Here is a 14,504-nt window from a genome sequence, read left to right as displayed (position 1 = left end):
TTTTGCTTGCTCGATGCGGTTTCTGAGGTATCAGGCTGCATCGTCGTACAGGGTGGTCCTGTGGTGCCGTGGTGCGAAGTGGCCCACAGTAGACCTGTTCCATCACGTTTTGGTGTTGGGTAGCCGCGTCCAGACGACGCGATTGCTGGGTTCCGTCATGGCCGCCATTCCTCGCGGTAGTCGGCGTGGTCGGCATACGGCAGAGCGAGCAGGCTCAGAACTGGCACGGGCCAGAAGTGGTCAAAGACGAGCCCGTAGTGGTCGACGTGTGCCTCGATCAGTCGCCGCTTGGCCTCGACTTCGCGGAGCACCCGGGCTGGGTCGTGGTGGGCGATGTGCTGAGCTTCGGCCGGACGTAGGGCGTCGTCCTCCATGAATCCGACGTCCACGAGCGCCCGGTCGTCGTCAAGCTGAAGCGAATGCCCGGCAGGGCTGATGACATCGGGGAGGGCGACGTATTGCCACGCCCCACCGGCCGCGCGCGCCATCTGCTCGTCCTCGTCAAGGCGGGCACGGAGAAACGCCACCAGATCATCCATCTCTCCTCCTCACGAGATAGGCGCGCCCGCGCTGGGGCAGGGGCACTTCCGCCGTACGTGCAGCGTATTTCCCGTCCCGCACAGCCTTCTCGGCTACGGCTACGGCTACGGCGACTGTGGCTAGAGCTTGCGACGGGTTTCCCTGCGATAGCGGGCGGCCGTCAGGCCGTTGTAGGCCGCCTTCTGGTGCTGTGCGTTCGCCCACCTGCCAGGTGCGGCGGACTTCACCGTTCCCATCAGCCGGCCGCAGAGAGCCCGCGAGGCCCGGTACGCAGCCAACCCAGCGGGATGCCGCCGGCGACGGGCCCCGTCACAGCCAGCCCATCCACATGACTTCGACCGGCTCCCCACCACGTGACCCCGCACGCTCGGCAGAGCTTGTGGCCCGGGTACATCGTCACGAGGAGTTCTTGTCCCGGCCCCAGGTTCTCTCCCTTGTCCCACTCCAGGACCTCGGCTTGAGCATGCGGGCAGGTGAGCCACTCGGCTGGCAGTTGCTCGCCGCAGGATGGGCACAGCGCGGCGACGAGCTGGCCGAGAGGCTCGACCTCGAGCGCGTCGGCGTGGTCGCACCGCGGGCCCGGTGCGCCGGGTAGTGGTGATCATGTGAGCGCACACGCCATCGAGGTCCCCTACTCGCACCTCTACCCCTGCCTGATCCTGGACGCGCGAGAGCCTGCGGCGTGGCGGCCGGGTGCGGCTGAGGCTGGGCAGGCCGCTGCCCTGACCCCGCACACCACGGCCCCGCAGGTCACTGCCCCGACCACGGACACCACGGCCCGGCAGGTCATCGCCCTGACCCCGCACACGGTAGGAGGCGGCGTGCACCATGGCCCGCCGCCTCCCTCATTCACTGCCGTGCCGTCAGCCCACCGTGCAGGCCGAGCCGTTCACGGTGAAGGCGGTCGGCGCCGGGTTGGTGCCGGTGTGACTGCCGCTGATCCCGACCGAGACGGACTCGCCGGGAGCCACGGTCTTGTTCCAGATCAGGTTGCTGGCCGTCACGTTGGCGCCGTTCTGGCTCCAGACGGCGTTCCAGCCGCTGTTCACGTGCTGGCCGGCCGAGAAGGACCAGGCGATGGTCCAGCCGGTGACCGTGTTCAGGCTGGTGTTGGTGTAGGTGATGTCGGCGTTGAAGCCGTTTGACCACTCCGAGGCCAGGCTGTAGGTCACCTTGCAGGCGCCGACGCCCGGATCGGCCGGGGTGGTCAGGCTGACCGTGCCGGACGGGTCCGAGACGTTGCCCGCGTCGTCACGGGCCCGCACGTAGTAGGTGTAGGTGGTGTTCGGGCTGAGCCCGGTGAGCGCCGCGCTGGCGCTAGGGTAGGTGCCGACGGGCTGGCCCGAGCCGGTGAACAGGTCGTAGCCGATGACACCGACGTTGTCGGTGGAGGCGGTCCAGGTGAGCGTGACCGCGCGGGAGGTCAGGTTGCTCGCCACCGGGGTCCCCGGCGTGTTCGGCGGGACCGTGTCCTCCGGGGCGGTGCCGGGCGCGGCGTACAGCAGCCGGTTGGGCGAGCCGTCGCCGATGTTGGTCAGCACGTTCTTGGTGGAACTGCTGATGAGCGCGGCCTTGGTGTCGGCCATCGTCGCCGTCGGGTTGTCCTGGAGGTAGCGGGCGACCCAGCCGGTCACGTGCGGGGCGGCCATGGACGTGCCGGACCAGGAGCCCGAGGCGTTGTCGTCGGTGTTGACCGAGGAGGTGACGGAGACGCCGGGCGCGAACACGTCCACGCAGGTGCCGTAGGAGGAGAACGTCGCCTTCTGGTCGGTGATGTCCGTCGCCCCGACCACGATTCCGCGCGGCGAGCGCGGCGCGTTGGTGCAGGCGTCGGTGTTGAAGTTGTTGGCGATGAACACCGTCTGGACGCCAGAGTCGATCAGACCCTCGGCGGCGTCGTTGGTGGCCGTGCCGTAGCCCTGGAGGCTGAAGTTGGCCACCGAGCGCGCCGGGTGGTTGAGCGCGACCCAGTCCATGGCCGCCACCAGGTCGCTGGTCAGGCCGCTGTTGCTGCAGTTGAGCACGCGCACGGCCACCAGGTTGACCGCCTTGGCCATGCCGTAGGTGGCGCCGCCGACCGTGCCCGCCACGTGCGTGCCGTGGCCGTGGCAGTCGTCGGTCCTGCCGTCCTCGACGAAGTTGGCGCCGAAGGACGCCCGCCCGCCGAACTCGGTGTGCGTGGTGCGGATGCCGCTGTCCACGATGAACGCCGTGCTGCCCGCACCGGTCGTGGTGTAGGTGAAGCTGTTGTCCAGCGGCAGGTTGTGCTGGTCGACGCGGTCGATGCTCCAGCTCGGCGGGTTGGGCTGGACCGTCTGGCCGCTGATCGCCGAGTCGGGCTCGACGTAGGCCACGGCCGGGTTGGCGCGGACCGCGTCGAGGGCGTCGTCGGGCAGGACGGCGGCGAAACCGGCGATGGCCTTGGCGTAGCGGCGGGTGATCTGGCCGCCTTCGACGACCGCGTCACGCTCCAGCGACGCGCGTAACTCCCCGGACAGGGCCGCCGACTTCTTGACGACCACGATGTAGCGGTCGCCTCCGGCGGCCGTCGGGCCGGCTTCGAGGAGTGGTGCCAGACCCGCCGTCTCCGCCTGGGCGGGAATCGCCGTCGCCGTCAGGGGCAGCGTGAGTGCGACGCAGGCCAGGGTCAGTCTGCGCTTCCATGCGAGAGGCAAAAGGTTTTTCCTTTCGGAGGGATCTTGCCTCTGCGGACACTAACTGATCTTGAAACCCGGCGAGCAAGGCAATTGTTGAACGTCCGGCGTCGCCCGCGTGTCCACCGAGTCATGCTCATCTTCGCCGGTCAGCGGCTGGGTGCGATGTTGGCGTTGCGGTGGAAGACGGGGTGCCGTTAAGAAACGTGTCACCAGCCGCCAACCGTAGCGTCGCTGCAGGTCAGGAAGGTATGCCTTCATAGAGGCTTCGACTCCCGGCCTCATCGAAACTCCTCGATGCAGGCCGCTGAGCTGTGCCTTCTCTCTCGTTTGTGGTTGGTGACACGTTCCTTAACGGCACCCCGAGTTGGTAGGCGTCGTCGAGGGTGAAGATCACGGTCGGTTCCTCGGGGGTGGTGGCGGGTCGTATTACCCGTCCATCTGGGCGTTGAGGTAGGACAGGTCGGGGTGGGTGCCAGAAGCGCCCCATGAGGTCGCGTTCCTGGCTGCTGGCGTACTGGCTGGTGAGCCCTTGGATCAGGAGTGAGTGAGGACCTCCGACCAGGGGATCATGAGGCGTCCTGAGGGAGGAGCCCGGCGAGCGCCGCGCGCAGCAGGTCTAGGCACTCGTCGCGGGCGAGGTTGGCGGGGGTCGGGTTGCTGTCGGACAGCAGGGTCCGGCCGATGCGTCCGTTCGGTTCGAGCTCGGCGCGGATGGCCTCCAGGTCGCGGACGGCCACGGTGACGACCTCGCGGCCGGCGGGATGTCGTCCCGGCCGAAGGAATGCGTCAACGCCGACATGCTCGCCGTCGTGAAGCAGGAATGTCCGGACGTGAAGGACGTGCGGGGTCATACTTCTGGCCTGGGGTTCTTCGTTGTCAGCGCGTCTTTCACGCTCCCGCTGGGCCTTTTGGATCTTCGGCTGTTTCTGGATGAATTCGAGGTCGGCCATCATGCAGGAGCGAGTGCAGGTCGGTGGTGTCGATGATGTGGGCCAGTCTGGGGAAGATGCCCGTCATCAGGGTCTGGTGGGTCTGCGGGTCGGGGTCGGTGATGGCGTCGGAAAGGATGTAGATCTGGTAGTCGCGGTCGGCGGCGTCGGTGACGGTCGATAGGACGGCACCGGTGGTGGTGATGCCGGCTATTACCAGGGTGGTGATTTCGCGGTCTCGTAGTCGTCGGTCCAGGTCTGTTGTGGAGAGTGCGCTGTAGCGGGTTTTGCGGACGGTGATGTCGCCGGGCTCGGGGGCGAGGCGGTGGTGGATGTCCGTGGCGGGGTCGGCGTGGTGCATGAGGCGCTGTTGGCCGAGGTAGGAGAAGGTTTTGTTGGTCGGTGGGATCGCCGTCCAGTCGGCTTCGGTGAATGCGACTCGTACGTAGGCGATGGTGGCGCCGTGTGTGCGCATGTCGGCGATGGCGCCGGCCACTCGTGACAGCAGCGCTTCCGGGGCGGCCAGGCCGGGGAGCGAGGCCAGGATTCCCTGCTGGAAGTCCATGACGAGTAGTGCGGACGTCCGGGGGTCGAGTGCCGGGGGCGTGTCGGTCATTTCTCTCCTTGGGTGATCAGGGCGTGCTGAGCCGGGTCCTGTTCGGTGCGGGGTGCCGGGGCGCGTCGGGGGAGTAGCAGGGGGGTGGCCAGGAGGAGGACGCCGGCCAGGGCGATGGCCGTGCGTGGGCCGAGCAGGGTGCCCAGCACGCCCCATACGGCCGTCAGGAGTGCGGTCGAGGCCTTCGTCGTCACCGCCCAGGCGGACAGTGTGCGGGAGACCCGGTCGGTCGGGCTGCGCTCCAGGCGGTAGGTGGCGTAGACGGGGTTGAAGACAGCGCAGCAGAAGATGAGCCCGAGTTCTACGCCCATCACCAGCAGCAGACCTCCGGTGCCCGGGCCCAGGAAGGCCAGGCCGATGGGCCAGAGCGCGCGCAGGGTCCCGGACACGACCAGGACCCGGTGCTGTCCGAAGCGGGTGGCGAGCGGTCGGGCCAGTCGTGAACCGAACAGTCCGCCGAGCGCGGGCGCGGCGAAGGCGAGGCCGTACTGCCACGGCGTGAACCCGAGGCGGCCGAGCATCAGGACGGCCAGCAGTGCGTCGATGGCCATCACCAGGCCGTTGAACAAGGCGGTGTTGAAGAACAGCGGACGCAGCGTCGCGTCGGCGAGGATGTACCGCCAGCCGTCGAGCAGGTCCCCGGCCCGCATGCGCGGGGCCTCCTGGGGCGCGCCGCGGGTAGGGGACGCCTTCTTCCTGCTGGCCCGTACGCGCGAGACGTCCCGTGGCGTGCCGCGGGTAGTGGACACCCTCTTCCCTCCGGCCCGCTTGGGCGCGGCCTCCGGGCGTTCGGGCCGTGGCTCACGGCCGCGTGTCGCGCGGATGCTCAGGGCCGAGAGTAGGTAGCTGACCGCGTCGGCCAGCACTGTGGTCACCGGGCCGAGGATTCCGATCGCGGCGCCGCCGAGCGGTGGTCCGATGATGGTGGTCGTCCAGGATGTGGACTCGAAGCGGGCGTTGGCGACGAGCAGGTGCTCGGCCGGGAGGAGCGTCTTCAGGTACGCGCCGGAGGCGGCGCGGAAGGTGATGTCGGCCGCCGCGACGATGACCGAGACCAGCAGGAGTTGCACGAAGGAGAGGACGCCGAGCGCGAACGCGGCGGGGATCGTCAGCAGCGCCGCGAACCGTACCAGGTCCATCCCGATCAGCACCGGCCGCTTGCGGCGGAACTCCACCCACGGGCCGAGCGGCGTCGCCACGACCGCGCCCACCAAAGCCCCCACGGAGGACAACGCCGCGACCTCCGCCGGCCCGGCGTGCAACACCTGGATGGCGATCAGCGGGAACGCGCCGAAGGCGAGCCACGTGCCGAGGGCGCTGGTCCCGTACGCTGCCCAGAGCCACCCGAACCGCCGCCCCAACCGGTGCCCGCTCCGCATGCCCGACGCTCCTCGCCCCTCGCCCGCACAACCGAACCGCGATCGCGAGTATCGAACCGCGTGCCGGACCAGGGGATCAAACAACCGCGAGGACGCTAGGCCACAACCCGTGGTTGTACGCCTAGGGTGTCCGCATGGACCTCGACGCCGTCCTGACCTTCGTCGCCGCCGCCGACGCGGGGCAGTTCCAGCAGGCCGCCGCCGAGCTGGCGGTCACCCAGCAGGCCGTCTCGAAACGCATCGCCGCGCTGGAGCGCACCCTCGGCGTACGGCTGTTCACCCGCACCCCGCGCGGTGCCGAGCTCACCATCGACGGGCAGGCGTTCCTGCCCCACGCCCGCGAACTGCTCCGGGTCGCCGAGCGCGCGGTCGCGTCCGTCCGCACCGGCAGCCGTCCGCTGCGCGTCGACATGATCGCCTCACGCGGCGCGGCGTCGGGCCTGCTGCGGGACTTCCACCGCGCGCGCCCCGAGATCGAGCTCGACGTGGTGATGCTGTTCGACATCGAGACGGCCGTCGCCGCCATCCGGTCCGGCGTGATCGACGCGTCCTTCCGCGCCGTCGCCGTGCCGGGCCGGCCCCTGCCTGAGGACATCGAGGCCGTGCGGGTGCTCGACGAGCCGCTCCAGCTCCTCACCGGCCCCGGGCACGCGCTGGCGTCCGCCCGGTCGGTGCGCCTGGCCCAGCTCGCCGGGCACCGGATCTGGATGCCCGGCATCGTCCCCGGTACGGAGTGGGCCGCCTACTACGACGACCTGGTCGCCGAGTTCGGCCTCACCATCGAGGCGACCGGCCCCAACTTCGGCTCCGACGCGCTCCTCGACACCATCGCCGACACCCCGGCCCTGGCCACGTTCATGGGCGAGCACACCCGCCTCGTCTGGCCCGCCGGCCACGGCCTGCGCCGCATCCCGGTGACCGACCCCACGCCGGTCTACCCGCACTCACTCCTGTGGCACCGCGACAACCCTCACCCCGCGATGGCCACCCTCCGCGCCCACCTCGCCGCCGCGACGGCAGACCATGACGCCGCCGGAACCTGGACGCCGGACTGGACCATCCCACGCTGAACGCCGCCTCGGCGGTGTCCATGCCGAGGCGGAAGATGACGTGGAGATTGATATTCGATTTCCGTGTCGAGTGGGTGTGAAGACGACGCTACGACGTGCACCACTGGAGAAATATCGGAGACGCGCGTCATTGTCGTTCCATTCAGCCCTCTGACCTGTGGATATCCTTTTGATGACTGGGCCGACTTGAGTCCTGCCCAGGCTGGGATTTGTGCCTCCACAGGTCAGAGCGGTGATGGAAATCGAGCGGCGCGGCCTGTCGAAACGCGGTTCCGAATGGGTGGCGTCAGCGGTTCTTGATTACGCCGCAGGCCAGGCGGGCGCCGGCGTCGCCGGTTTTCAGGGTGTCGGCGTCGGGGCCGGACTTGTCGTCCGCGCTGTGGTAGCGGTCGGGGATGTTGGCCTGGTTGTCGGGGCGGGCGTGGACGATGACGGCGCTGCCGTCGGTGTCGAGGAGCTGCTTGGCACGGAACCGGTCGGTGACGAAGGACGCGCTGCCGGTGCCGTCCGCGCCCACCAGGAGGGGCGGCAGGTCGCCGGAGTGGTCGGGGTGTGAGCCGGTGCCGAGGTTGAAGTGGCCGCCCGCGCTGAAGAACGGGCTGCCGGTGTTCGGGTCGATCGATCGGGGATCGCAGACGCCCGTCGTGTGAATGTGGAAGCCGTGATATCCGGCAGGGAGGCCCCGGACGGCGACGGTGATCCTGGGCGTGCTGGAATCCCTGTGTTCGATGCGGAGCGAGCCGACGCTCGCGCCGTCGACATTCCTGATGATGGCCTCGGCCGCCGGTTGACCCAGCATAGCCTCGGCGGTCCCGGCGAAAGCGAGACCCGCCGCGCCCACGCTCAACGCGGCCACTAAAGCAAGATGCACTTTTCCAGGCATGACAGTCACCGTACTCGGTCGCCCGGCTGTGTTCCAGGAACTCTCGCATACCGGCTAATGACTCGTTCGGCGCTATGGAGATCCCGGGAGTCGGTGTCCGATTGGAACTTCAATGGTGTGTCGACAATGAGCGAATGTATGAATATTGCTCCGCTTTCGCGTATCGTGCAGCGCTTTAGGAAGACAGGCGACATCCCAGGGGAGTGGCCGGTGGGGGCTCGCCGGCGCCGCCTGTGGTGGCATCGTCTGGACCGGCTCGCCGACGGCCGGGGGGCGGAGATCTCGGCGTGCAGCCGAACCTGCCCTCGGCGGGTCCTCGTCACCGCGGACGCGGGCGGCGGCTCCTTCGCCCGAGGTCTCTGGCCCCCTGGTCGCCGTAGGGAGGGGGGATCCCGGGGGCTTGGGGGTGGTGGTTCATGGGTGGGGCCCGATTCCGGTTACGCGATATCGCTCATAAGGGAGCCCGGGTCTCATCGTCGTATTCGGGGGTGGCCTGTTCGGCTGCAAGTTATTTGTACATTCGTCGGTTTCGTGTTCTTTGTTGTGCTGGGTCACCTGGGCTGAGCTGGGATGATGCCGGTCGTTCTTGTCGCGGAAAGCGGGTGCGGATTTTCGCGGAAGTTTCCGGTGGCGGGCTCGTGCGATCCAATGCTCCCGACGTAAGCTTCTCCTGCGGTGGCGGGCCGAATGTTATTCGCCTTTCCATGTCGTTCTCAATGCGTGAGATGGGGTGCCGGAGATGGCCGGTCGGATGAACACCGCGGCGGTGGAGACCGCACGCATGGACGCCGGTTCCGCGGAGGATGAGCCGGCCGCCCTGATCGGGACGGTGAGCGAGCAGGCGGAGCTGCTGCGCATCGGCATGGAGTCCCTGCACCGCGACGACCCCGAGCTGGCCGGGTTGCTGGACGCCGAGGCGGGCCAGCAGGCCACGACGCTGGCGATGATCGCCTCGGCCAGCGTCGCCGACCTGTCGGTGCTGGCGGCGGGCGGGGCCGTGCTGTCCAACCTGACGGTGGAGGGATATCCGGGGGCCCGATACCACCCCGGGTCCGCGCAGTTCGACCAGGTGGAGACGCTGGCGGTCGAGCGGGCCAAGGTCCTGTTCGGGGCGCGGTACGCCAACGTGCAGCCGCATTCGTGCTCCTCGGCGAACCTGGCGGTGCTGGCGGCGCTGCTCCCGCCGGGTGGGACGCTGCTCGCCCTCGACCTGGACGCCGGCGGGCACCTGACCCACGGGTCCCGGGCGTCGGTGACCGGGCGTCATTACCGCGCCGTGCACTACGGGCTGGATCGCTCCGGATACATCGACTACGGCCAGGCGGCGGAGCTGGCCTTGGAGCATCGGCCGCAGGTGATGATCGCCGGGGCCAGCGCCTATCCGCGTGTGATCGAGTTCGAGCGGTTCCGCGAGATCGCCGACTCGGTGGGGGCGTACCTGCTGGCGGACATCTCGCATCTCGCCGGGCTGGTGGTCTCCGGGGAGCACCCGAGCCCGATCGACGTCGCCCACGTGACGACGACCAGCACGTACAAGCAGCTCGCCGGGCCGCGCGGCGGGATCATCCTCAGCGGGCGCGAGCACGAGAGCCCTGGGCCGGACGGGCGCACGCCGCTGTCCCGGCTGATGCAGCGGGCCGTCTTCCCGCAGTCGCAGGGGACGCCGAGCCCCGCGACGGTCGCGGCGATGGCCCGTGCGTTCGCGATCGCGTCCGGGCCGGGGTTCAGGCGGGTGGCACGGCTGATCGTGGAGGACGCGCGGACGCTCGCCGAGGAGCTGTCCGGGCTCGGGTACGAGGTCCTGACCGGCGGCACGGACAACCACATGGTCGTGATCGACCTCGCCGCGCGCGGGCTGACGGGGGTCGTCGCCGAGCGTGCGCTGGAGGAGTGCGGAATCCTCGCCAACCGCAACCGCGTCCCCGGGGACGTCCGGCCGCCGCTGGTGACCAGCGGGCTGCGGCTCGGGACCAACATCCTGGCCCAGCGGGGCATGGGCCCACAGGAGATGCGCGAATGCGCCCGCCTCGTGCACGCCGTGCTCACGGCCACCACCGCGTCGTCCGACACCGAGTTCCGTACCGATCCGGCGGTGGCGGCCGAGGTCCGCGCGGACGTGCGGAGATTGTGCGTACGGCATCCGCTGCCGTTCGATGGGAGCGATGACCGCTACGGACGAGGAGCCGGCCAGTGATCACTGACCCCCGCCAGGACACCACCCCGTTCTCTTGGCCTCTGGTGCTGTTGCCCACCGACCGCTCGCGTCGCCCTGGCGTGACGCCCCGATGTTCGGACGTGGTGCACGGCGAACTAGGTGTGGACATCTCGCTTTTAGCAGCGTCCTGGCGTGATGCGCTGACGGCCGGGTTCGCGGCCGTGCTGTCCCGCTATACCGGTCAGGATCACGTCGCTCTGCACCGCCGGGATGACGTCGCGGGTGCGGGGGACGAGGGGCCTGCCGTTCCCGATTCCGCTGAGGCGGTGGAGCGTGTCGATCCGGTGGTCGCGGGGTCGGTCGCGCGGGTGGGGTTCGTGTTCACCGGTGAGCCGTCGCTGCGTGAGTTGATGCGTGGCGGCGAGGTCATCGCCTCGGCCGAGGGTGATGACGGGTCCGGAGGGTGGCCGGTGGCCATCCGGTTCGCCGGGCGGGATGGGGCGGCGTCCCCGGGGCCGGGGCATGAGCTGGAGTTGGTGGTTCGTGCGGGTTCCGGTGCGCGCGGGGGCGTGGCGGTGGAGCTCTGGTACGACCCGGGGTTGTTCGACGCCGGGACGGCGGCACGGCTGCTCGGGCACGTGGCGACTCTGGTGGAGGAGGCGTGGCGTTCTCCCGATCGTGCGGTGGCGCGGTTGCGGTTGCTGGGGGATGCCGAGCTGGAGCGGATGCTGGTCGCGTGGAATGCCACCGCCTGTGATCTGCCGTCTGAGGTGTGCCTGCACGAGGGGTTCGAGGCGCAGGTGCGGCGTGCCCCTGACGCGGTCGCGGTGGTGCAGGGCCAGGACAGGTACAGCTATCGGCAGGTGAACGCCGCCGCCAACCGTGTGGCCCGCTATCTGCGTGAGCGTGGTGTGGGGCCGGATGTGCGGGTGGGGGTGTGCCTGGACCGTTCGGTGGATCTGCTGGTCGCGGTTCTGGGGGTGCTGAAGGCCGGCGGGGCGTATGTCCCGTTGGACCCGGACTACCCCGCCCAGCGGATCGCCACGATGGTGACCGGCACCGCGTGCGCCGTGATGATCAGCCGCGAAGGCTTGACCGCCAACCTGCCTGACACAGGCGACGGCTCTGACACCGGCTTCGGCGCTGGTGCGACCGCTGAAGCGGCCGGTGCGGGCGTCGTGGATGGTGCCGGTCTGCCCCGTGCGGGCGCCGGTGGTGATGGCGGGCGGCTGTTGTTGCTCGATCGGGATACGGCCTTACTGGCCGCTCAGCCGGATGACGACCTGGGGCCCACCTCTGGCCCTGAGGATTTGTGCTACATCATTCATACTTCCGGGTCGACGGGGGAGCCCAAGCCGATCGCGTTGCGGCATCGGGGGGTGATGAACAATCTCGCCGATCTGAACACGCGGTTCCAGGTGGGGCCGTGGGACGCGGTGCTGGCCCTGTCCTCGCCGAGTTTCGACATGTCGGTGTATGAGTTCCTGGGGCTGACCATCGCCGGCGGCCGGGTCGTCATCCCGGAGGCTTCCCACGCCAAGGACCCCGCCCACTGGGCGCAGTTGCTGACCCGCGAGCACATCACCATCTGGAACTCGGCTCCGGCCCTGCTGGGCCTGCTGATCGACCACCTGGAGCAGGCGGGTCTCGGCTCGGCCGCTGGGGAGAACGCGCCGCCGGGCCTGGCACTGCGGTTGGTGTTGCTGGGTGGGGATTGGGTGCCGGTGCCATTGCCGGGGCGGGTGCGGGTGTGGGCGGCGCAGGTGCGGTTCGTGGTGATGGGCGGGGCGACCGAGGCGTCGATCCATTCGACGATCTTCGAGGTGGATCGGGTGGACCCGAGCTGGCGGAGTATTCCTTACGGGCGGCCGATGGCCAATCAGCGGGTGTACATCCTGGACGGGTCGCTGCGGCCGGTGCCCCCAGGCGTGGCCGGGGAGTTGTATCTGGCGGGGGTGGGGCTGGCGCGGGGGTATCTGGGCCGGCCGGAGCAGACCGCCGAGCGTTTCATCGACGACTGGTCGTATGGGCCGGTGGTGGGCGAGCGGTTGTACCGGACCGGCGATGTGGCACGGTTCGGGGCCGATGGGTTGGTGGAGTTACTGGGCCGGGCGGATTTCCAGGTCAAGATCAACGGGCTTCGGGTGGAGCTGGGCGAGATCGAGGCGGTGCTGCGCGCCCACCAGTCGGTGGCTCAGGTCGCGGTGATGGCCCGTCAGGGCCGCCTGGCCGCCTACATCGTCCCCGCCACGTCCACAGAGGTGGATGTCGAGAACTTACGGGCTTACGCGGCCACACGCTTGCCGGCGTTCATGGTGCCCGCGGCGTTCGTGGTGATGGAACGCCTGCCGTTGACGCCCAACGGCAAGCTGGACCGGGGCGGGTTACCCGACCCGCGGCTCGGCGGGACGGGTACGGGGTATCGCGCGCCGCGCTCGGCGGTGGAGAAGACCCTGGCCCAGGTGCTGGCGCACGTGCTGGAGGTGGAACGGGTCGGGCTGGACGACGAGTTCATCGCACTCGGCGGTGACAGCATCCGCGCGATCCAGCTCACCAGCCGCGCCCGCGCCTACGGCCTGCACATCACCGCCAAGCAGGTGCTCCAGTCGCGCACTCTGGCCGACCTGGCCGCGAGCGTCACGGACACGGCCACGGAGCCCGCGGCCATCGGGGGCGCGGTCGCGGTCGTCGGGAAGGCGACCGTGGGGGACGCGCCCGTCAACGGCACAGCGGCCGGGAACTCGCACGGGGATGACGGCGACCCGGGCGGGGTTCTGAGCGGTGACGGCATTCCGGGCGGTGACGGGCGCGGTTCCGGGCCGTTGGTCGAGGTCAGCCAGGAGGACATGGACTACTGGGGCCAGGACCATCCGCACATCTCGGATGTGTGGCCGGTTACGCCGTTGCAGGCGGGCATGCTGTTCGAGTCGATGCTGAACGACAGCGGTCACGACGCCTACCACCTGCAGACGGTCTACCACCTGTCCGGCGAGGTGGACCCGGTGAGGATGCGGGCCGCGGCGCAGGCCGTCCTGGAGCGTCACCCCAACCTGCGTGTCGCGTTCGTCGAGGACGAGCTCGGCGACACGGTGCAGATCGTGGTGGACGGCGTCGAACTGCCCTGGAAGCACCTGGACCTGGGAGAACTCGCCGAGGACGAGCGGGACGAGGCGTTCCGGCGGTTCCTCGCCGAGGACGAGGTGTCCAGGTTCGCGCCCGGCACGGCTCCGCTGCTCCGTATGACGCTGGTCCGGCTGGGCCCCGGCCGTACGGCGCTCGTGCTCACGATCCACCACGTGCTGATCGACGGCTGGTCGGAGCACGTGCTGGGGCGGGACCTCGTCAAGCTCTACGCGGCGGACGGGGACGCCTCCGCGCTGCCGCCCGCCCGGCCGTACCGTGATTTCCTGGCCTGGCTGTCGCGGCAGGACCGTGAGGCGAGCGCCAAGGCGTGGGCCGAGGAACTCGCGGGCGTGGACGGCCCCACCACCGTGCTCCCGGCGCTCGCCGCCCCGCGCGCCGCCGCGGAGGAAGCGCCGGGCGGTGTCGGAGAGGTCGTTCTCCCGGTGTCCGTGGCGGACGCCCGGGCGTACGGCAGGCGGTGCGCCGAGCTGGGCGTGACGCTGAACACGCTGGTGCAGGGCGCCTGGGCCGTGCTGGTCTCGGCGCTGACGGGGCGGGAGGACGTCGTGTTCGGCGCCGTCGTCTCCGGCAGGCCCGGGACGCTGGCGGAGGTGGACGGGATGGTGGGCCTGTTCATCAACACCATCCCGGTACGCGTCCGCCGCGCGCCGGACGCGACGGTGGCCGAGTTGCTGACCGGCTTGCAGGCCCGGCAGATCGCGCTGCTGGACCATCACCACCACAGCCTGGGCGAGATCCAGCGGGCGGCGGGTTTCGACACGCTCTTCGACACGCTCGTGGCGTTCCAGTCCTACCTGTGGAACCGCGAGGACGACGCGGGCGCCGGAGGAGTCGAGCTGACCGGGGTGGACTCGATCGGCGGCAACAGCTACCCGCTGACCCTGGTGGTCGAGGCGGGCCGCATGATCCTGCAGTACCAGCGGCATCTTCTCGACCAGGACACGGCCGAAAGGGTCGCCGCCGGGTTCCGCTCGGTGCTGGACCAGATGGCGTCCGACCCCGCTCGCCGCCTCGGCACGCTGGAGGTGCCGCCGCCCGACGGCAGGTGACCGCGCGGGCCGCTCGGCATGGGTCGCTCTGACCTGCTGCGATGCCGGGCGGCTCACGCGCGTCGCAAGAACAAGACTGCTA

At 69.7% G+C, this 14,504-nt stretch carries 10 protein-coding genes; 4 read left to right on the top strand and 6 right to left on the bottom strand.

Annotation, left to right across the window (positions count from 1 at the left end; translation table 11 throughout):
- Window positions 1-155: 155 nt before the first annotated feature.
- Window positions 156-539 (bottom strand): DUF6221 family protein, encoded by a 384-nt coding sequence (locus BJ982_RS04005; RefSeq protein WP_184876660.1) that lies wholly within the window; start codon window positions 537-539, stop codon window positions 156-158.
- Between the two features lie 458 nt (window positions 540-997).
- On the opposite strand from BJ982_RS04005, the gene BJ982_RS04000 reads away from it, so the two are divergent.
- Complete coding sequence (locus BJ982_RS04000) at window positions 998-1,135, top strand: hypothetical protein (RefSeq protein ID WP_184876658.1); 138 nt, start codon at window positions 998-1,000, stop codon at window positions 1,133-1,135.
- A gap of 268 nt (window positions 1,136-1,403) precedes the next feature.
- Here BJ982_RS04000 and BJ982_RS03995 read toward each other — a convergent pair whose 3' ends face one another.
- The 4 genes from BJ982_RS03995 to BJ982_RS03980 form a co-directional block, all read right to left on the bottom strand.
- The gene (locus BJ982_RS03995) at window positions 1,404-3,215 is read right to left on the bottom strand and encodes a cellulose binding domain-containing protein (RefSeq protein ID WP_184876656.1); all 1,812 of its coding nucleotides are present in this window, start codon (window positions 3,213-3,215) and stop codon (window positions 1,404-1,406) included.
- A 548-nt stretch (window positions 3,216-3,763) separates the two neighbouring features.
- Window positions 3,764-3,934 carry a hypothetical protein gene (locus BJ982_RS03990; RefSeq protein WP_184876654.1) on the bottom strand — a complete coding sequence of 57 codons (171 nt, stop codon included), beginning with the start codon at window positions 3,932-3,934 and terminating at the stop codon, window positions 3,764-3,766.
- A gap of 151 nt (window positions 3,935-4,085) precedes the next feature.
- Complete coding sequence (locus BJ982_RS03985; protein WP_184876653.1) at window positions 4,086-4,742, bottom strand: cysteine hydrolase family protein; 657 nt, start codon at window positions 4,740-4,742, stop codon at window positions 4,086-4,088.
- Window positions 4,739-6,121, bottom strand: coding sequence for an MFS transporter (locus BJ982_RS03980; protein WP_184876651.1), 1,383 nt, complete (start codon window positions 6,119-6,121; stop codon window positions 4,739-4,741). The genes BJ982_RS03985 and BJ982_RS03980 overlap by 4 nt, the downstream gene beginning before the upstream one ends.
- Window positions 6,122-6,255: 134 nt before the next feature.
- Between BJ982_RS03980 and BJ982_RS03975 the strand changes: the two genes are divergently transcribed.
- Window positions 6,256-7,191: a LysR family transcriptional regulator gene (locus BJ982_RS03975; RefSeq protein WP_184876649.1), complete on the top strand. Its 936-nt coding sequence runs from the start codon at window positions 6,256-6,258 to the stop codon at window positions 7,189-7,191.
- 286 nt (window positions 7,192-7,477) lie between these two features.
- Here the strand turns inward: BJ982_RS03975 and BJ982_RS03970 are convergent, their stop codons facing one another.
- Window positions 7,478-7,990 carry a superoxide dismutase family protein gene (locus BJ982_RS03970; RefSeq protein ID WP_184876647.1) on the bottom strand — a complete coding sequence of 171 codons (513 nt, stop codon included), beginning with the start codon at window positions 7,988-7,990 and terminating at the stop codon, window positions 7,478-7,480.
- A gap of 823 nt (window positions 7,991-8,813) precedes the next feature.
- Between BJ982_RS03970 and glyA the strand changes: the two genes are divergently transcribed.
- Entirely contained in the window at window positions 8,814-10,268 is a 1,455-nt protein-coding gene (gene glyA / locus BJ982_RS03965) for a serine hydroxymethyltransferase (protein ID WP_239123236.1), read from the top strand.
- Between the two features lie 287 nt (window positions 10,269-10,555).
- Window positions 10,556-14,422, top strand: coding sequence for a non-ribosomal peptide synthetase (locus tag BJ982_RS03960; RefSeq protein ID WP_184876645.1), 3,867 nt, complete (start codon window positions 10,556-10,558; stop codon window positions 14,420-14,422).
- Window positions 14,423-14,504 lie beyond the last annotated feature (82 nt).

Origin of the sequence: Sphaerisporangium siamense, assembly GCF_014205275.1 — a bacterium.
GTDB lineage: Bacteria > Actinomycetota > Actinomycetes > Streptosporangiales > Streptosporangiaceae > Sphaerisporangium > Sphaerisporangium siamense.
This window is presented reverse-complemented; position numbering and strand designations above follow the sequence as displayed.